Annotated in this window: 16 protein-coding genes; 7 read left to right on the top strand and 9 right to left on the bottom strand. The window is 66.2% G+C overall.

Going from position 1 to position 16,663, the window contains the following annotated elements:
• The first annotated feature begins 113 nt into the window (after window positions 1-113).
• A complete protein-coding gene (gene purT, locus XaplCFBP3123_RS02990) occupies window positions 114-1,316 on the top strand; it encodes a formate-dependent phosphoribosylglycinamide formyltransferase (protein WP_104532726.1) in 1,203 nt (400 codons plus the stop codon).
• A 105-nt stretch (window positions 1,317-1,421) separates the two neighbouring features.
• Here purT and XaplCFBP3123_RS02985 read toward each other — a convergent pair whose 3' ends face one another.
• Window positions 1,422-2,651 carry an endonuclease/exonuclease/phosphatase family protein gene (locus tag XaplCFBP3123_RS02985; protein ID WP_253254120.1) on the bottom strand — a complete coding sequence of 410 codons (1,230 nt, stop codon included), beginning with the start codon at window positions 2,649-2,651 and terminating at the stop codon, window positions 1,422-1,424.
• Between the two features lie 52 nt (window positions 2,652-2,703).
• Complete coding sequence (locus XaplCFBP3123_RS02980; protein ID WP_104532724.1) at window positions 2,704-3,618, bottom strand: arginyltransferase; 915 nt, start codon at window positions 3,616-3,618, stop codon at window positions 2,704-2,706.
• Between the two features lie 40 nt (window positions 3,619-3,658).
• Between XaplCFBP3123_RS02980 and XaplCFBP3123_RS02975 the strand changes: the two genes are divergently transcribed.
• Window positions 3,659-4,255 carry an EF-hand domain-containing protein gene (locus tag XaplCFBP3123_RS02975; RefSeq protein ID WP_104533257.1) on the top strand — a complete coding sequence of 199 codons (597 nt, stop codon included), beginning with the start codon at window positions 3,659-3,661 and terminating at the stop codon, window positions 4,253-4,255.
• Window positions 4,256-4,448: 193 nt separating this feature from the next.
• Here the strand turns inward: XaplCFBP3123_RS02975 and XaplCFBP3123_RS02970 are convergent, their stop codons facing one another.
• The 4 genes from XaplCFBP3123_RS02970 to XaplCFBP3123_RS02955 all read right to left on the bottom strand — a co-directional run bounded on the left by XaplCFBP3123_RS02970 (window position 4,449) and on the right by XaplCFBP3123_RS02955 (window position 8,180).
• The gene (locus XaplCFBP3123_RS02970) at window positions 4,449-5,642 is read right to left on the bottom strand and encodes an RNA polymerase sigma factor (RefSeq protein ID WP_104532723.1); all 1,194 of its coding nucleotides are present in this window, start codon (window positions 5,640-5,642) and stop codon (window positions 4,449-4,451) included.
• A 121-nt stretch (window positions 5,643-5,763) separates the two neighbouring features.
• Window positions 5,764-6,276: a pathogenicity-like protein gene (locus tag XaplCFBP3123_RS02965; RefSeq protein WP_104532722.1), complete on the bottom strand. Its 513-nt coding sequence runs from the start codon at window positions 6,274-6,276 to the stop codon at window positions 5,764-5,766.
• 148 nt (window positions 6,277-6,424) lie between these two features.
• Window positions 6,425-7,339 (bottom strand): acyl-CoA thioesterase II, encoded by a 915-nt coding sequence (gene tesB / locus XaplCFBP3123_RS02960; protein ID WP_104532721.1) that lies wholly within the window; start codon window positions 7,337-7,339, stop codon window positions 6,425-6,427.
• A 70-nt stretch (window positions 7,340-7,409) separates the two neighbouring features.
• A complete protein-coding gene (locus XaplCFBP3123_RS02955) occupies window positions 7,410-8,180 on the bottom strand; it encodes an enoyl-CoA hydratase/isomerase family protein (RefSeq protein WP_104532720.1) in 771 nt (256 codons plus the stop codon).
• 65 nt (window positions 8,181-8,245) lie between these two features.
• On the opposite strand from XaplCFBP3123_RS02955, the gene XaplCFBP3123_RS02950 reads away from it, so the two are divergent.
• Window positions 8,246-8,674 (top strand): copper chaperone PCu(A)C, encoded by a 429-nt coding sequence (locus tag XaplCFBP3123_RS02950; protein WP_104533256.1) that lies wholly within the window; start codon window positions 8,246-8,248, stop codon window positions 8,672-8,674.
• A gap of 264 nt (window positions 8,675-8,938) precedes the next feature.
• Here the strand turns inward: XaplCFBP3123_RS02950 and XaplCFBP3123_RS02945 are convergent, their stop codons facing one another.
• On the bottom strand, window positions 8,939-9,346 hold the full coding sequence (locus tag XaplCFBP3123_RS02945) for an acyl-CoA thioesterase (RefSeq protein WP_104532719.1): 408 nt from the start codon (window positions 9,344-9,346) through the stop codon (window positions 8,939-8,941).
• Window positions 9,343-12,312: an excinuclease ABC subunit UvrA gene (gene uvrA, locus XaplCFBP3123_RS02940; protein WP_104532718.1), complete on the bottom strand. Its 2,970-nt coding sequence runs from the start codon at window positions 12,310-12,312 to the stop codon at window positions 9,343-9,345. Before uvrA ends, XaplCFBP3123_RS02945 begins: the two co-directional genes overlap by 4 nt.
• Before the next feature lie 291 nt (window positions 12,313-12,603).
• Between uvrA and rplU the strand changes: the two genes are divergently transcribed.
• The 3 genes from rplU (at window position 12,604) to obgE (ending at window position 14,483) form a co-directional block, all read left to right on the top strand.
• A complete protein-coding gene (gene rplU / locus XaplCFBP3123_RS02935) occupies window positions 12,604-12,924 on the top strand; it encodes a 50S ribosomal protein L21 (protein ID WP_016901712.1) in 321 nt (106 codons plus the stop codon).
• A 12-nt stretch (window positions 12,925-12,936) separates the two neighbouring features.
• Window positions 12,937-13,197, top strand: coding sequence for a 50S ribosomal protein L27 (gene rpmA / locus XaplCFBP3123_RS02930; RefSeq protein ID WP_002807880.1), 261 nt, complete (start codon window positions 12,937-12,939; stop codon window positions 13,195-13,197).
• A gap of 236 nt (window positions 13,198-13,433) precedes the next feature.
• Complete coding sequence (gene obgE, locus XaplCFBP3123_RS02925) at window positions 13,434-14,483, top strand: GTPase ObgE (RefSeq protein ID WP_104532717.1); 1,050 nt, start codon at window positions 13,434-13,436, stop codon at window positions 14,481-14,483.
• A gap of 91 nt (window positions 14,484-14,574) precedes the next feature.
• Here obgE and rpsT read toward each other — a convergent pair whose 3' ends face one another.
• Entirely contained in the window at window positions 14,575-14,844 is a 270-nt protein-coding gene (gene rpsT / locus XaplCFBP3123_RS02920) for a 30S ribosomal protein S20 (RefSeq protein ID WP_002807888.1), read from the bottom strand.
• A gap of 116 nt (window positions 14,845-14,960) precedes the next feature.
• Here rpsT and murJ point away from each other — a divergent pair, with 116 nt between their 5' ends.
• Window positions 14,961-16,553: a murein biosynthesis integral membrane protein MurJ gene (gene murJ, locus XaplCFBP3123_RS02915; protein ID WP_104533255.1), complete on the top strand. Its 1,593-nt coding sequence runs from the start codon at window positions 14,961-14,963 to the stop codon at window positions 16,551-16,553.
• Window positions 16,554-16,663: the final 110 nt, after the last annotated feature.

The following is a 16,663-nucleotide window of genomic DNA, read 5'->3' as shown; positions in this document are numbered from 1 at the left end:
TGGGAAGTTTTAAAAAGATATCAAAGTGATATCAGTCGACGCAAGGGCTACGTCCGGCGGTCGCGGTGACGGCCCGTTAGAATGGCGTCCCCCCTCCGATCTGGACCGCGTTCATGACTATTCTCGGCACGCCGTTGTCGCCTTCCGCCACCCGCGTGTTGTTGCTGGGCTCGGGCGAGCTGGGCAAGGAAGTGGCGATCGAATTGCAGCGCTTCGGGGTGGAAGTGATCGCCGCCGATCGCTACGCCAACGCGCCGGCGATGCAAGTCGCGCACCGGTCGCACGTGCTGGACATGCTCGATCCGCAGGCGCTGCGCGCGCTGATCGCCGAGGAGCGGCCACAGTTGATCGTGCCGGAGATCGAGGCGATCCATACCGAAACGCTGGTCGCGCTGGAGTGCGACCAGGGCCAGCGGGTCATCCCGACCGCGCGCGCCGCACGGCTGACCATGGACCGCGAAGGCATCCGTCGCCTGGCAGCAGAAACGCTGGGCCTGCCGACCTCGCCGTATCGCTTCGTCGACACGGCAGCCGAGTATCGCGAGGCGATCGCCGCGGTCGGCCTGCCGTGCGTGGTCAAGCCGGTGATGTCGTCCTCGGGCAAGGGCCAGAGCACCTTGCGCAGCGAAGCGGACATCGATGCGGCCTGGGAATACGCGCAGACCGGCGGCCGCGCCGGTGCCGGTCGCTGCATCGTCGAGGGCTTCATCGACTTCGATTACGAGATCACCCTGTTGACCGTGCGGCATGCCGGCGGCACGTCGTTCTGCGACCCGATCGGGCATTGGCAGAAAGACGGCGACTACCGCGAGAGCTGGCAGCCGCAGCCGATGTCAGCGGCAGCCTTGCGGCGCTCGCAGCAGATCGCGCAGGCCATCACCGACGACCTGGGCGGTCTGGGCCTGTTCGGCGTGGAATTGTTCGTCAAGGGCGACGAGGTCTGGTTCAGCGAAGTCTCACCGCGCCCGCACGACACCGGCCTGGTCACGCTGGTCTCGCAGGACCTGAGCGAATTCGCCCTGCACGCGCGCGCGATTCTCGGCCTGCCGGTCGGTGCGGAGAACGGGGGCGTGATCCGTCAGAGCGGCCCATCGGCCTCGTGCGCGCTGCTGGCGCATGGTCACGGCGTACCGGTCTTCGACAATGTCGCGCAGGCCTTGCGCGACCCGGACACCGCGTTGCGTCTGTTCGGCAAACCGCGCGTGGACGGTCACCGCCGCGTCGGCGTCACGCTGGCGCGCGCGGGCAGCATCGACACCGCGCGCGAGAAGGCGCGTGTCGCCGCCGAGACCTTGCAGATCCAACTGGACGCCTGAGTGTCGTGATCGTCATGGCGCGATTGCGGCGACCAGCTGCAATCGCGCCACGCACAACTGAAACCTGCGATTCGAATCCCCCAATCCCGAATCCCGGCTCCCGAATCACCGCTCCCCAGCCACATCCACCCACACCGCATGATGATCGCTGCCGTCGGCGATCGCCGCTTCCGGCATGGTGCTGGCGGGCCAGAAGATGCCGCTGCCGATCAAGCTGAACTGGCGCGAAGGCAGCACGTAGTCCAGCCGCATCGTGCCCGCCTGCGGCCCGAAGTCGCCGGTGACCTGGTGCGCATCGCCCTTGTGCGCAATGCCTTGCGCGGCGTACTCGGCGGTTTTTTCCGGGCCGCCGGCACTGTGCGGCGCGGGGTACTGCAGCACACGCGGGTGCGCGATCAACGCGCGGATCGCATCGTGCCGGCCGGCGCCATCGACCGGGTCGTTATTGAGGTCGCCGAGAATGACGAAGCGCGCATCGGCGGGCAGCCCGCCGCAGCGGCCCTGGTCGTCGCACAGCCAGCCGGCGTCCTTGGGGTTGTCCAGGTACTCGCGCCATAGCCGCAGTTCGTCATGGTTGCGTGCGACGTTGCGCTTCTCGGCGCCATCGAACACCGGCGGGGTGGGGTGCGACACCAAGGCGTGCACCACACCGAGCGGCGTGCGCACCGGCACGTCCCAATGCGATTTGGATGACAGCCGCAGCTGCGCCCAGATCGCGTCGCGATAGAACGATTGCTTGCTGGACGGGTCGGTCGGGCGCAGCGCGCCCGGCAGCGCGCTCCATTTCAATAACTGGAAACTGCGCACCGCCTGCGCATCGATCGGGTAGCGCGACAGCACCAGCATGCCGTACTGGCCGGGGTGCAATCCGTAGCCCCAGGCATCGTTGCCGCGGGTGCGGCCATCGCGACCGATGCTGCCATTGTTGTCCAGGTCCAGGCCGCTCGGCACGCCGGTATTGACCGGGGCCAGATAGCGATACGGATAGCGCAGCGCTTCGCCGCCGCCCGGCTGGGCGACCTGCAGATAGCGCTGCTGGAACAGATCGGCGGCGCGGTGCTCGGTTTCGAAATCGAACTCGTTGAGCAGCACCAGATCCGGGCGTACCCGCTGCAGCACCGCGGCGATCTTGCGCGCATGCGCGCTGTTGCCTTGCAGTTCGCGCACCAGGCCGCCGGCCTGATCCGAATACAGCGAGGTGTTGTAGGTCGCGATGCGTAGCTGGGCCGGCGCGGGCGTGGCAGTTGCCTTGGAGCTCGTCTCCGGGGAGGTCGCGTGCTGTGCGCAAGCGGCGCAGAGCGCGGTCAGCGCAAGCAGTAAAAAGGGTCTGATCATCGCCACATTCTCGCATGTGCAAGGCGACAGGCCGATGTCGTCCTGGCGTGGTTCAACGTTCCGGGGCGGGGGCAGGAAGCCCGCGCCATTGGCTGCCGTCGTAGGCCTCCAGCGCGCTGAAGCGGCGCTTGTAGTTCATCTTGGCATGGCCGTCGATCCAGTAGCCCAGATACACATGCGCGCGGCGCTCGCGCTGTGCCCACTGGATCTGCTGCAGGATCGCAAACGTGCCCAGACTGCGCACAGTGGCATCCGCTGCGTAGAACGTATAGACCGCCGACAACGCATGCTCGGTGACATCGGTGACCGCAACGGCGAGCAGTCGCCCCGGTGCGTGCGCCACCGCCGGTTCGCGGATTTCCAGAAAGCGTCCATGCGACCAACCGCCGATCAGGAACTGGTCGAATTCGGTAGCGCCATGTTCGTCCATGCCGCCGCCGGGATGGCGGTGTTTGAGGTACTGCCGATACAACGCGAGTTGTTCGTCGGTACGTTCGGCGGCGACCACGCGCACCACCAGGTCCTGGTTGCGCGCCAGGCAACGGCGCTGGCTGCGATCGGGGCGGAACGCGTCCACTGCGATACGCACCGGCACGCAGGCGCGGCAACGTTCGCAATGCGGCCGGTAGACCAGATCGCCGGAGCGACGGAATCCCCATTCCAATGCCTGCGGATAGACCGCGCCCAGGCGCGGATCGTGCGGATCCAGCACCAGGTCGCGCGCGCGGCGGTCGGACCAGTAGCCACAGGCATGCTCGCCGGTCTGGAACAGGCGCAGATCGTCATGGGTGTCGGCGTGGATGGCCATGGCGTCAGGATAGCGCCTGCGCGTCGCAACAGCGGCGACTGTCCGCCGGATGAATACGCCCGGTTGGCACGTCAACGCATGCGCCGATGGCTCGTTGATGTGGGTGTTGGTGGCAGCGCACGGTGGATCCGGATGCGCCACCCACGCGATGCGGCCCATGCAGGTGCCGCGTGTGGTTCCCACATTCCAGGAGTTTCTCATGACGTCTCGCAAACCGTTTCTCGCACTGGCCGTGCTGGCTGCCCTGTCCACCGGCGCGGTGTTCGCCGCCCCGCCTGCCGCCGGCGATGCGCCGCGTCCCGGCAAGCTCGACAAGAACGGCGATGGTGTGATCGATCGCAGCGAAGCCGCTGCCGACCCGGAGCTGGCCGCACAGTTCGACACGCTGGACACCAACAAGGACGGCAAGCTGTCGCGCGATGAGCGTCCGCATCGTCGCGGCCCGGAGCGTAGTGGACGCGGCGAATGGCTGAGCAAGTTCGATACCAACAAGGACGGCCGCATCAGCCGCGAAGAAGCCAAGGCCGACCCCAAGTTCGCTGCGCGTTTCGATGAGATGGACGTCAACAAGGACGGCTTTGTCGATCGCGCCGACCGTGAACTGCGTATGCAGCAGCATCGCGATGCATGGTTTGCCAAGGCCGATACCGACAAGGACGGCAAGCTGAGCAAGGCCGAGTTCGATGCCGCATCCAAGCAGCGTGGCGAGCATGGCCCGCGTGCTCCGGGTGAGGATGGCGATCACGGCGATCACGGCAAGCCCCCGATGCCTCCCAAGCCCGTTGCTGGCAACTGAGTTCATCCAGTCGCTAGAACATTGCCCGGTCGCCGTGCTGCGAACGGAGCAGTAGCCGCATCAGCTGCAACATGTACACAGCAACACGCAACAAGGCGCCGATCGACCGACGGCCTCCTGCGCAAGCAGGGGGCCGTTTTTGTTGACTGGAATGTTCGCACTTGGTGCGTGTGGCGGTGACGTCACGCCGGGATCAGAGCATCCCCAGCTTCATGGAGTGCTGCACGACGGGCAGCATGACTGCCGCCGTGGTTACCAGTGCCGCGCCCGGGCTGAACATGCAGCGATACAGCAGCGGTGCCTGCGTGGCGCCGCGTCGTTGCGCATCGCGTTCCAGCATGGGGCGCATGACGCGGGGCAGCACCCGGATGGATTGATAGTTGAGCACCGCCATGCCTGCGCAGAGCATCAGCAGCGACGCCCAGGCGCCCGCATCCAGACGTTTCAACAGCAGCGTGCTGCCCACCACCAACACCGACGTCAGCGTGGTGATGTGCATGAAACGACGAATCGCGGCTGCCTCGGCGGCGGTCTGCGCAAAGCGCAGCAGATACCAGCACGACCAGTACGTGCTGACTCCGGCAACCAGCACGGCGCCAGCGGCGAACAGCGTCGGCATGCCGAGCCAGAGGCTTAGCGCACCGGCGGCGCCGCCCCCGCCCAGTGCCGAGCCGGTCGGCCCGCTGACGCCTAATTTGCCCGCGCCACCCATGCCTGTCAGCACAATGGCCGCGCTCGCCGTCCCAGGCGCGGCCAGCAGGGTCGCCGAGGTCACCGCAGTGGCAAAGGCCACACCGGGCGCGCTGCCACGGGCGAACTCGCCGAACCGGCGCAGCAGCTCGCCGCGTACCCTGGCACGTGCCCGCGACAGGCGCTTGCGCACGGCCGCGTCGCTGAGGCCGAGCAGCGAAGCGACTTGCTGCGAACTCTGGCCTTCGCGATAAAACAGCAACAGCGTCTCGCGGCTTTCTTCGGGTAATGCAGAAATGATGTCGAGCGCGGCGATCTCTTCTTCCACCTGCAGCAGTTGATCGGCGGGTGAGGGGGCCGGGTCGGCCGCCATCGCGATGGCGAGGTCCGCCGCTTCGCCGCTGAGCGCGCGATGCCGGTTGGCGCGCAGCCAGTCGCGCGCCAGGTTGCGGGTGATCTGCCGCAGCCATGGCAGGAAGCTGGCCGGTTGGCTGAGTTGTGCCAGCCGCTGCCAGGCGCGCAGGAAGGCTTCCTGGGCGATGTCTTCGCTGGCGGCGATATCGCGGGTGATCGCCAGCGCGATGGCGGTCACCGTGTTCTGGCAGGCGCGCACGATGCGGCCGTACGCCTGCTGGCAGCCGGCGGCAGCGACCGGCAATTCGCGTTGCAACATCAGATCCAGCGTGTCGGGATGCATCGGCGCAATCCATGTCCTGGTTCCAGCATGACGCATGCGAGCGCCGGATGTGACCGGAGTGATGGTGGTGGCGCGCCTACCGCACCGTCTGGTGGCCGCGGTGCACTCTGGCCGGCCGCGCTCAGCGCGCCGGCTGGATCCGTACGCGCACTTCTTCGTCCTCTGCGGCTGGCGGTGCCGTGGTGGTGGCAGGCGCCTGCTGCGCTGCCGGCGGTGCCACGGGGCTGACCGCATCGGGGGCATTGCGATGGCGCAGCACCACGAACATGGCGACCGCGCCGATCACCAGCAGCAGTACCAGCCGGATGCGCCAGGCCCAGCTGCGCGCGCTGGTACTCGAGCCGTTTTCGCCGTCGCGGAAGGTGTACTCCACATTCGGCAGGTCGCGGCGGGTGGTGTCGAGCAGGCGCGCGTCGCGCAGCAGATCGCGTGCGCGCGGCTGGTCGTCGGCGTGCACGATCCATACCGTGGGGTAGGCCTGGGCGTTGCCCTGCTCGAGATAGCTGAACTGGCCGCTGCGCTTGCTCTCGTAGGAGCGGCCGTTGCTCATGCGCACGTCGATACCGGCGTTGCGCAGGAGATCGGCCACGCCTTCGGCGGTTTCGATACGTTGGCTGCTGAAGATCTTGCGCATGCTTAAGGGGTGCCGGCGATTGCCGAACAAGGCGCATGGCGAAGGCGCGTGTCCGAGCTGAAGAAGAGGAAAGGCAAGGGCGTCGATCCATGCCGCAAGGTGGAAGCGGCAACCGGCATGCCGGTACACGGCCAACGCAGTGGAGACATCAACATGGCGCGTCGTTCGCCGGCACCGCGATCGCGCTGCCGTCGGGCACCACGCGGATCAGGCCTTCCTGGGTGGTGCTGGCGACCAGCACGCCATCGCGGGTGAAGAACTGCCCGCGCGCCAGGCCGCGCGACCCTTGTGCGGTGGGGCTGTCGAGCGAGTACAGCAGCCAGTCGTCGGTGCGGAACGGACGGTGGAACCACAGCGCATGATCGAGCGAGGCCATCTGCACGTTGGGCGTGTAATAGCTGATGCCGTGCGGAAACGTGGAGGTGCCCAGCAGCTGGAAATCCGAGGCATACGCCAGCAGGGCCTGGTGCAGGCCGACCTCGTCGCCGACCGGGTCGCTCAGGCGCAGCCACATCTGCTGGAACGGCGGGCGCTTGGGCGGCTTGAGTTCGTCGCGCGGGAAGACATGGCGAAACTCGAACGGGCCGCCACGCGACAGCCAGCGCTGCACCTTGGCAGGCAGTTTCTCCAGCACCTCCGCGGCCAATGGCGGCGTGGGCTCGATGTCTTCGGGCGGCGGCACCACCGGCATCACCGACTGATGCTCGGCGCCGTCCTCGCGTTGCTGGAACGAGGCCGCGCAGAAAAAGATCACCTTGCCGTGCTGGATCGCGGTGACCCGGCGCACCGAAAAACTGCCGCCATCGCGGGTGCGGTCGACGTCGTAGACGATCGGGTGGTCGATGTTGCCGGCGCGCAGAAAATAGGCATGCAGGGAGTGCGCCTGGCGGCCGTTGTCCACGGTGGCCTGCGCGGCCGCCAGCGCCTGGCCCAGCACCTGCCCGCCGAACACGTACTTGGTGCCGATATCGCGGCTCTGGCCGCGAAACAGGTTGTCTTCCAGGCGCTCCAGCGACAGCAGGCTGATCAGTTCGGAGACGACGGGTTCGGCAGTGGCGGACAAGGGGCTGGCCTGGGCGTGCGACGGACCGCGATTATAGCGGGCCGCCCGTGCGCGCCGTGCCGGAGTGGCTTCAGGCCTTCTGCAACCGTGCGACCAGGCCGTGCAGGGCGGCCTGCGCATCCGCTGCGTACCAACCATCGATGAAGCGCTCCAGCTGGATCAGCTCCGGCGCCAGCGCCGCGCGCAGATCGGCGCGCGCAATCGCGCGCGTGGTCAGCATCGGCTGGCGCGGCAGCTGCTGCAGCTCCTGCAGCCAGGCCACCGCGCGGGCGGTGACCAGGTCGCCGTCGACCAGTTCGTCGACCAGGCCGACCGTGACCGCCTGTTCGGCAGGCAGCAACTGGCCGGAGATCAGCAGGCGCTCGGCGCGGTGCGCACCGACCACGCGGCGCAACAGGCGCTGGATGCCTTCCGGCGCGGCCAGGCCCACCTGCACCTCGTTCAAGCCGATCGCATAGGGCTTGGCGGTATCGGCGCTGCGCGCCATCACCCGGTAATCGCAGCACAGTGCCAGCACGCAGCCGCCGGCCGGCGCATGCCCGCCGATGGCCGCCACCACCGGCACGCGGCTGTTGGCCAGCGCCTGCGCGGCCTCAAAGAACGCCGTCCAGCTGGCCAGCAACGCAGCGCGGTCGGTGCCGTGCGAGAGCAGGTGCGGCACGTCCATGCCACCGGAAAAGATCCGCTCGCTGCCCGACAGCACGATGCCATCGGTCTCCTCGCCGGCCTGCTGCACCGCAATGCTCAACGCCTGGCACAACGCGCTGTCCAGCGCATTGACCGGCGGACGCGCCAGACGGATTTCGCGAAGACGGCCATGGTCTAAGATCTGGATGCTCATTCGGGGCTCCTGGAGGTTGGGTCATGATAGACGGCAGTCGAAGCAGGCGGCGCATGCAGGGATGCGTGCTGCTGGGTGCGTTGGTGATGCTGGCAAGTGCGGGCGCCGGCGCGCAGTGCCTGCCTGAATTCAAGGATGGCTGGATCCGCATTCCGCCGCCCGGCGGCATGGGCATGGCTGCGGGATTCGGGCAGTTCCACAACGGCTGTGCGCAGCCGTTGAAGGTCACCGCGGCCAAGAGCAGTGCGTTTGCCGATGTGTCCATCCACGAGACCACGCAGACCAACGGTGTCAGTCGCATGCGCGCGGTGCCGGAACTGGCGTTGCCGGCCGGCAAGTCGGTGCCGCTTGCGCCGGGCGGCCTGCATCTGATGCTGATGGAAGCGCGCGCCCCGCTGCAGGAAGGCGCGCAGGTGCCGGTGACCTTTACCTTGCAGGATGGACGCGAGATCAAGACCACACTGCAGGCGCGCAAGCGCGCGCCGGGGTCGTAAACGCGCGCAGTGCGCGGCTGCGTCGGGGCTGCAGCCTGCAGGCTGCGATTGTTCCAAGCCCACTGCGCGATGCCGCCGATCAGGCGCAGCGCGTGGCGTGCAGGCAGGCTGTTACTTCAGTGTCGCGGTCCGGTCACGGTCACGAAGCCTGTCGGCGGCATTGCGCACTGGCACGACAGGGTCACGGCAAACAGAAACGGCGGCTCCCCGGGGGAGCCGCCGTCGCTATCCGGCGCTGGAGATCCAGCGCGCAACTGACAAATCTCAGCTGCTGGCGGCGCGTACCGCGTCCGGCAGCGACGCGCTCTTGCCGGTCTGCGTATCGATCCACACCACCACCACGTTGCCATCCGAATACAGCACCCCCCCGTCCTTCTGGTCGAGGATGCGATGACCGATGGTGATGCTGCTGCTGCCCAGGCGCTCGACGAACAGTTCCACCAGGATGTCGTTCGGCCACACCAGTGGGCGCTTGTAGTTGACGTTGGTGGCCGCGACCACCGGCGCGATGCGGTCGGTCATCGCCACGCCTTCAACGCCCAGCATCCAGCGCACGCGCGCTTCTTCCAGATACGAAATGTACTTGGCGTTGTTGACATGGCCCATGCTGTCCATGTCGCGCCAACGCACGCTGATCGGGATGCGTGCCAACACCTTGTGCTCTTCGCTCATCTGCTTGCCTTCTTCTTAGCGGTTTTCTTGGGGGCGGACTTGGCGACTTTCGCCACCTTCTCCGGTTTGACCTTGCGTGGCGGGCGCGCATCGGGCTTGTTGGCCATTGCCGCCGGCCGGGTCTCGCGCGCCTTCACCGACGGCAGCATCTTGGCCAGGAACTGCCCGGTGTAGGACGCCTTGTGCGCAGCCACATCTTCCGGCGTGCCGGAGACCAGGATGCTGCCGCCACGATGGCCGCCTTCCGGGCCCAGATCCACGATCCAGTCGGCGGTCTTGATCACGTCCAGATTGTGTTCGATCACCACTACCGTGTTGCCCTCGTCGCGCAGCTTGTGCAGCACGCCGAGCAGCGCCTCGATGTCGTGGAAGTGCAGGCCGGTGGTCGGCTCGTCGAGGATGTACAGGGTGCGTCCGGTATCGCGACGCGACAGTTCCTTGGACAGCTTGACGCGCTGCGCCTCACCGCCGGACAGCGTGGTCGCGCTCTGGCCCAGCTTGATGTAGCTCAGGCCGACATCCACCAGCGTTTCCAGCTTGCGCGCGATCGACGGCACCGGCTCGAACAGCCGCAGCGCATCTTCCACAGTCATCTGCAGCACGTCGCTGATGTTGAAGCCCTTGTAGCGGATCTCCAGCGTCTCGCGGTTGTAGCGCTTGCCGTGGCAGACATCGCAGGGCACATAGACGTCGGGCAGGAAGTGCATCTCCACCTTGATCAGACCATCGCCCTGGCAGGCTTCGCAGCGGCCGCCGCGCACGTTGAAGCTGAAACGTCCCGGCGAATAACCGCGCGCACGCGCTTCCGGCACCTGCGCGAACAACTCGCGCAACGGCGTGAACATGCCGGTGTAGGTAGCCGGATTGGAGCGCGGGGTGCGCCCGATCGGCGACTGGTCGATATCCACGACCTTGTCGAACAGATCGAGGTTCTCGACCTCGCGATGCGCGGCCACCGGATGCGAGGCGCCGTTGATCTCGTTGGCGGCCAGCGTAAACAAGGTGTCGTTAATCAATGTCGACTTGCCCGAGCCGGACACGCCGGTGATGCAGGTCAGCAGGCCGGCCGGAATGTCCAGATCGACATTCTTCAGGTTGTTGCCGGTCGCCCCGCGCAGATGCAGCATCATCTTCGGGTTGGGCTTGTGGCGCTGCTTGGGAATCTCGATGCGGCGCTTGCCGGACAGGTACTGGCCGGTCAGCGAGCCGGGCGCATCCAGGATGTCCTGCAACGTGCCCTGCGCGCAGATTTCGCCACCGTGCACGCCAGCGCCGGGGCCGATATCCAGCACGTAATCGGCCAGGCGGATCGCGTCCTCGTCATGCTCGACGACGATGACGGTATTGCCCAGATCGCGCAGCCGCGTCAGCGTGCCGAGCAGGCGTTCGTTGTCGCGCTGGTGCAGGCCGATCGACGGCTCGTCCAGCACGTACATCACCCCGACCAGGCCGGCGCCGATCTGGCTGGCCAGACGAATGCGCTGCGCCTCGCCGCCGGACAAGGTGTCGGCCTTGCGTTCCAGGGTCAGGTAATCCAGACCCACGTCGACCAAAAAGCCCAGCCGCTCGCCGATCTCCTTGACGATCTTGCTGGCGATCTCGCCACGCCAACCCGGCAGCGACAAGCCGCGGAAAAAGCTCAGCGCCTCGTTGACCGGCAGCACCACCAGTTCGGGCAGCGGGCGGTCGGCGACGAACACGTTGCGCGCAGCACGATTCAGGCGCGTGCCGTTGCAGGCCGGGCAGGGCTGCTGGCTGACGTACTTGGTCAGCTCCTCGCGCACGGCCGGCGATTCGGTTTCGCGGTAACGGCGTTCCAGGTTCGGCAGGATGCCTTCGAAACGGTGCTTGCGCGTGGTGCGCCCGCCCGCATCGGTGAAGTAGGTGAAGCTGATCACCTCATCGCCGCTGCCGAACAGCACCGCCTGGCGCACCTTGGCCGGCAATGAATTCCACACCGCATCCACGTCGAACTTGTAGTGCTTGGCCAGCGAGGCGATCAGCTGGAAATAATAGGCGTTGCGCCGATCCCAGCCGCGCACCGCGCCGGCCGACAGCGACAGCTCCGGATGCACCACGACGCGATCCGGGTCGAAGAACTCGGCCACGCCCAGGCCATCGCAGCTCGGGCAGGCGCCCACCGGTGCGTTGAACGAAAACAGCCGCGGTTCCAGCTCCGGCAGCGAGTAATCGCAGACCGGGCAGCTGTACTTGGACGAGAACAGGTGCGGCGCGGCTGCCGGGTCGTCCAGCGACTGCACCGCGACCATGCCTTCGCCGAGCTTGAGCGCAGTCTCGAAACTTTCCGCCAGGCGTTGCTTGATGTCTTCGCGCGGACGGAAGCGGTCGATCACCGCCTCGATGGTGTGCTTCTGGCGCAGCGCCAATGGCGGTACCGCGTCGATCTCGTACAGCTCGCCATCCACGCGCACGCGCACGAAGCCCTGCGCGCGCAGTTGCTCGAACACCTGCGCATGCTCGCCCTTGCGCTCGCGGATCACCGGCGCCAGCAGCATGTAACGCTGCTCCTGATCCTGCGTGAGCATGTGGTCGACCATCTGGCTGACGGTCTGCGCCTCCAGCGGGAACCCATGATCGGGGCAGCGCGGCTGACCGACGCGCGCATACAGCAGGCGCAGGTAGTCGTAGATCTCGGTGATCGTGCCGACCGTGGAGCGCGGGTTGTGCGAGGTCGATTTCTGTTCGATCGAAATCGCCGGGGACAGACCTTCGATGTGGTCCAGGTCCGGCTTTTCCATCACGCTGAGGAACTGGCGCGCATACGCCGACAGCGACTCGACGTAGCGGCGCTGGCCTTCTGCATAGATGGTGTCGAACGCCAACGACGACTTGCCCGAACCGGACAGGCCGGTGATCACGATCAGTTTGTCGCGAGGCAGGTCGAGGTCGATGTTCTTGAGGTTGTGCGTCCGCGCGCCGCGGATGCGGATGAAATCCATCGCCATGGGGGATCCGATGTCGGGCCGGCGAACCGGCAGTGGTGCGAGCGTACTCAGCAGGAATGAGTGGCAGTCGATCAGCCTACCCGCCGACCTAGGTGAGGGCAATTGCCCCAAATGCCAGTCTGACCGGGCGCCTGTGGCGGCCGGATGATGCGTTGCACGGGTGGGTCGGGCGGGGCCGCGCTCCGGCGACCGCCAGGTTGACCCCAAGCCCCGTCAGCCCGTACAATCCCGCTCCTGTCTGCCCTAGGGCACGTCAGTGCGACCATAATAACTACAGAGGAAAACCTGGTCATGTACGCAGTTCTGGTAACCGGCGGTAAGCAATACCGCGTCGCGCAGGGCGAAACGCTCCGCGTGGAAAAGCTCGAAGTCGAAGCCGGCAACGAGATCAAGTTCGACACCGTCCTGATGTTGGGCGATAGCGATGGCATCAAGCTGGGCGATGCGCTGAAGGGCGCCTCGGTCACCGCCAAGGTTGTGGCCCATGGCCGCGCCGACAAGGTGCGCATCATCAAGTTCCGTCGCCGCAAGCACCACATGAAGCGTCAGGGACACCGTCAGTACTACACCGAAATCGAGATCACCGGCATTGCCGGTGGCGATAAGAAGTAAGGAGAACCAGTCATGGCACATAAAAAAGGCGTAGGTTCCTCGCGCAACGGTCGCGATTCCAACCCGAAGTACCTGGGTGTGAAGATCTTCGGTGGCCAGGCCATCGATGCCGGCAACATCATCGTGCGTCAGCGCGGCACCCAGTTCCATCCGGGCGCCGGCGTCGGCCTCGGCCGTGACCACACCCTGTTCGCCCTGGTGAACGGCAAGGTGGAGTTCTCGGTCAAGGGTGCGAAGAAGCGTCGTACCGTCAGCGTGGTTGCCGAGGCGTAATCGCCCGCTCCATTCAGGCCAGTCCGTCAGGCATCCATGCCCGGCGGACGAGACGGAAAGCCCCGCTTTTGCGGGGTTTTTCGTTTGACGGCTGGGAATCGGGAATCGGAAAAGCCGGCTCCTGGTTTCTTCTCGCTCTTTGCTGTCGTGCTGGTGAGTGCGCTCGCTGGCAGGAGTCAGGCCGCTTTCTTTGGCCGCTTCCCTATTCCCCATTCCCCATTCCCGGTTGTAAGCCCATGAAGTTAGTCGACGAAGCAGAAATCCTGGTCAGTGCCGGCAATGGCGGCAATGGCTGTGTCGGCTTTCGCCGTGAGAAGTTCATCCCGCTCGGTGGGCCCGATGGCGGCGACGGCGGTAACGGGGGCAGCGTGTGGATCGTGTCCGACGAGAACGTCAATACGCTGGTCGACTTCCGGCATGAGCGCACCTTCAAGGCGCAGCGCGGCGAGAACGGCATGGGGCGCCAAGCCTACGGCAAGGGCGGCGAAGACCGCATCATCGTGGTGCCGGTCGGCACCGTGGTGATGAACGTGCAGACCGACGAAATCATCGGCGACCTGACCCAGCATGGCGATCGCCTGCTGGTGGCCAAGGGCGGCAAGGGCGGCCTGGGCAACATGCATTTCAAGAGCTCGGTCAACCGTGCGCCGCGCCAGTCCACCACCGGTGAAGAGGGCGAGGAGCGGTTGCTCAAGCTGGAGCTGAAGCTGCTGGCCGACGTCGGCCTGCTGGGCTTTCCCAACGCGGGCAAGAGCACCCTGATCCGCGCGGTGTCCTCGGCAACGCCGAAGGTGGCCGATTACCCGTTCACCACCCTGTATCCGAATCTGGGCGTAGTCAGTGTCGAGGCGTATCGCAGCTTCGTCATCGCCGACGTGCCGGGCCTGATCGAAGGTGCGGCCGACGGTGCCGGATTGGGCACGCAGTTCCTGCGCCATCTGCAGCGCACCCGTCTGCTGCTGCATCTGGTGGATATTTCGCCAATGGATGGTGGTGTTGAGGCGTCGCCGGTGGATCAGGTGCGCACCATCGAGCGTGAGCTGGAACGTCACGATCCCGAATTGCTGAAGAAGCCGCGCTGGCTGGTGCTCAACAAGGCCGACCTGATGTTCGAGGACGAGGCGCGCGCTGCGGCCGAGACGATCGTGGCCGAACTTGGCTGGACCGCGCCGTGGTATCTGGTCTCGGCGCTGGGCCGCGATGGCACCTTCCCGATCATGAAGGACGTCATGGCGTTCTTCGATCGTCAGCGCGAGGACGAGCTCGAGGCGCGCAATGCCGGCTGAGCGCATGCGCAGGCGCACAAAAAACCCGGCCAAGGCCGGGTTTTTCTATGCCACCGCAAGCCAGGCCTGCGGTGATGCCGACACGGCTCGCTTACGCGGCCTTGATGGCCTTGATGCGAGCGGTCAGACGGCTCTTGTGACGCGCAGCCTTGTTCTTGTGAATCAGGCCACGGGCGCTGAAACGGTCGAGAATGGGCTGAGCGACGGCGAAAGCAGCTTCGGCGCCTGCAGCATCGTTGGCGTCAAGGGCCTTGATCACCTTCTTGACGGCGGTGCGCAGCATCGAACGCTGGCCCGTGTTGCGCTCATTGCGCACGACGGTCTGCTTGGCGCGCTTCTTGGCGGACTTGATATTGGCCACGGTGGTGGGTTCCTGAAAAATCGGTGTAGTGGAAAAAGCAAGCGGGAAAGTATGATGGGCTTAGTTATGTACGTCAAGTCAGTTGTCAAGAGGGAGTCTGCGTGAGCAAGCCGGGCATGTTGAGAGGCCTGCTCTCATTCAGCAGTATGACCATGGTGTCGCGGGTGCTGGGCCTGATCCGCGACCAGGCGATCTCCACCACCTTTGGCGCCAATGCGGTGACCGACGCCTTCTGGGTGGCATTCCGGATTCCCAATTTTCTGCGTCGCCTGTTCGCCGAGGGCTCGTTCGCCACCGCGTTCGTGCCGGTGTTCACCGAAGTCAAGGAAACCCGCCCGCATGCGGACCTGCGTGAGCTGATGTCGCGGGTGTCCGGCACGCTGGGTGGCATGTTGCTTGTGATCACCGCGCTGGGGCTGATCTTCACCCCGCAGCTGGCGTCGGTGTTTTCCGATGGCGCGGCCACCGACCCGGACAAGTACGGCCTGCTGGTGGATCTGCTGCGGCTGACGTTTCCGTTTTTGCTGTTCGTGTCGTTGACCGCGCTGGCGGGTGGGGCGCTCAACAGCTTCCAGCGGTTTGCGATTCCGGCACTGACGCCGGTGATCCTCAACCTGTGCATGATCGCCGGCGCCCTGTGGCTGGCGCCGCGGCTGGAGGTGCCGATCCTGGCGCTGGGCTGGGCGGTGCTAGTGGCCGGTGCGCTGCAGTTGCTGTTTCAGCTGCCGGCCTTGAGGGGCATCGATCTGCTGACGCTGCCGCGCTGGGGCTGGACGCATCCGGACGTGCGCAAGGTGCTGACCTTGATGATTCCGACCCTGTTCGGTTCGTCGATTGCGCAGATTAACCTGATGCTGGACACGGTGATCGCCGCGCTGCTGGCCGATGGCTCGCAGTCGTGGCTGTCGCTGGCCGACCGTTTTCTGGAGCTGCCGCTGGGCGTGTTCGGGGTGGCGCTGGGCACGGTGATCCTGCCGGCGCTGGCGCGCCATCACGTCAAGACCGACCGCAGCGCGTTTTCCGGCGCGCTGGACTGGGGGTTCCGCACCACGCTGCTGATCGCGATGCCGGCGATGCTCGGCCTGTTGCTGCTGGCCGAACCGCTGGTGGCGACCTTGTTCCAGTACCGCCAGTTCACTGCCTTCGACACGCGGATGACCGCGATGTCGGTCTACGGCCTGAGCTTCGGCCTGCCGGCGTACGCCATGCTGAAGGTGTTGTTGCCGGCCTTCTACGCCCGCCAGGACACCCGTACCCCGGTGCGTGCCGGCGTGGCGGCGTTGATCGCCAACATGGTGTTCAACTTCGCGTTGCTGGCGGTGGTCTACCAGATCATGGTGCCGCCTGAGCTCAAGGTGCAGGGCGTGATGCAGGCGCTGGGCAAGCAGCCTGGTCTGCATCTGGCGCTGGGCATTGCCAGCGCGCTGTCGAGTTACCTCAACCTGGGCTTGCTGTGGTACTGGCTGGGCAAGTCCGGCGTGTACCAGCGCCGGCCGGGTTGGGCTGGCTACACGCTGCGCCTGCTGCTGGCATGCGCGGCGATGGTGGCGGTGCTGTTGGGCCTGCTGTGGTGGCTGCCATCGTTCACCGTGATGGACAAGTGGGATCGCATCGGCTGGCTGGCGGTGCTGGTCGGCAGCGGCGGGGCGACCTACCTGGCGGCGCAAGTGGCGCTGGGATTGCGGCCGCGGCATCTGCGCGAGGGTTAGTCGTCCGCCGAGCTGGCCGAGCGGGTGCAGAGCCATCCGTCATGCACGTGTGCGGGGCCAATCCCGGGCCGGGAAGGCGCGCAATCGTCTGCCCGCTTCCGGGACGCGGC

Origin of the sequence: Xanthomonas arboricola pv. populi, assembly GCF_002939945.1 — a bacterium.
GTDB classification, from domain to species: domain Bacteria; phylum Pseudomonadota; class Gammaproteobacteria; order Xanthomonadales; family Xanthomonadaceae; genus Xanthomonas; species Xanthomonas arboricola_A.
This window is presented reverse-complemented; position numbering and strand designations above follow the sequence as displayed.

Bases quoted from the DNA above. Each gene is read 5' to 3' on its own strand.
- purT (WP_104532726.1), top strand. From the start codon at position 114: ATGACTATTCTCGGCACGCCGTTGTCGCCTTCCGCCACCCGCGTGTTG.
- XaplCFBP3123_RS02985 (WP_253254120.1), bottom strand. From the start codon at position 2,651: ATGATCAGACCCTTTTTACTGCTTGCGCTGACCGCGCTCTGCGCCGCT.
- XaplCFBP3123_RS02980 (WP_104532724.1), bottom strand. From the start codon at position 3,618: ATGGGCCGCATCGCGTGGGTGGCGCATCCGGATCCACCGTGCGCTGCC.
- XaplCFBP3123_RS02975 (WP_104533257.1), top strand. From the start codon at position 3,659: ATGACGTCTCGCAAACCGTTTCTCGCACTGGCCGTGCTGGCTGCCCTG.
- XaplCFBP3123_RS02970 (WP_104532723.1), bottom strand. From the start codon at position 5,642: ATGCATCCCGACACGCTGGATCTGATGTTGCAACGCGAATTGCCGGTC.
- XaplCFBP3123_RS02965 (WP_104532722.1), bottom strand. From the start codon at position 6,276: ATGCGCAAGATCTTCAGCAGCCAACGTATCGAAACCGCCGAAGGCGTG.
- XaplCFBP3123_RS02955 (WP_104532720.1), bottom strand. From the start codon at position 8,180: ATGAGCATCCAGATCTTAGACCATGGCCGTCTTCGCGAAATCCGTCTG.
- XaplCFBP3123_RS02945 (WP_104532719.1), bottom strand. From the start codon at position 9,346: ATGAGCGAAGAGCACAAGGTGTTGGCACGCATCCCGATCAGCGTGCGT.
- uvrA (WP_104532718.1), bottom strand. From the start codon at position 12,312: ATGGCGATGGATTTCATCCGCATCCGCGGCGCGCGGACGCACAACCTC.
- rplU (WP_016901712.1), top strand. From the start codon at position 12,604: ATGTACGCAGTTCTGGTAACCGGCGGTAAGCAATACCGCGTCGCGCAG.
- rpmA (WP_002807880.1), top strand. From the start codon at position 12,937: ATGGCACATAAAAAAGGCGTAGGTTCCTCGCGCAACGGTCGCGATTCC.
- obgE (WP_104532717.1), top strand. From the start codon at position 13,434: ATGAAGTTAGTCGACGAAGCAGAAATCCTGGTCAGTGCCGGCAATGGC.
- murJ (WP_104533255.1), top strand. From the start codon at position 14,961: ATGTTGAGAGGCCTGCTCTCATTCAGCAGTATGACCATGGTGTCGCGG.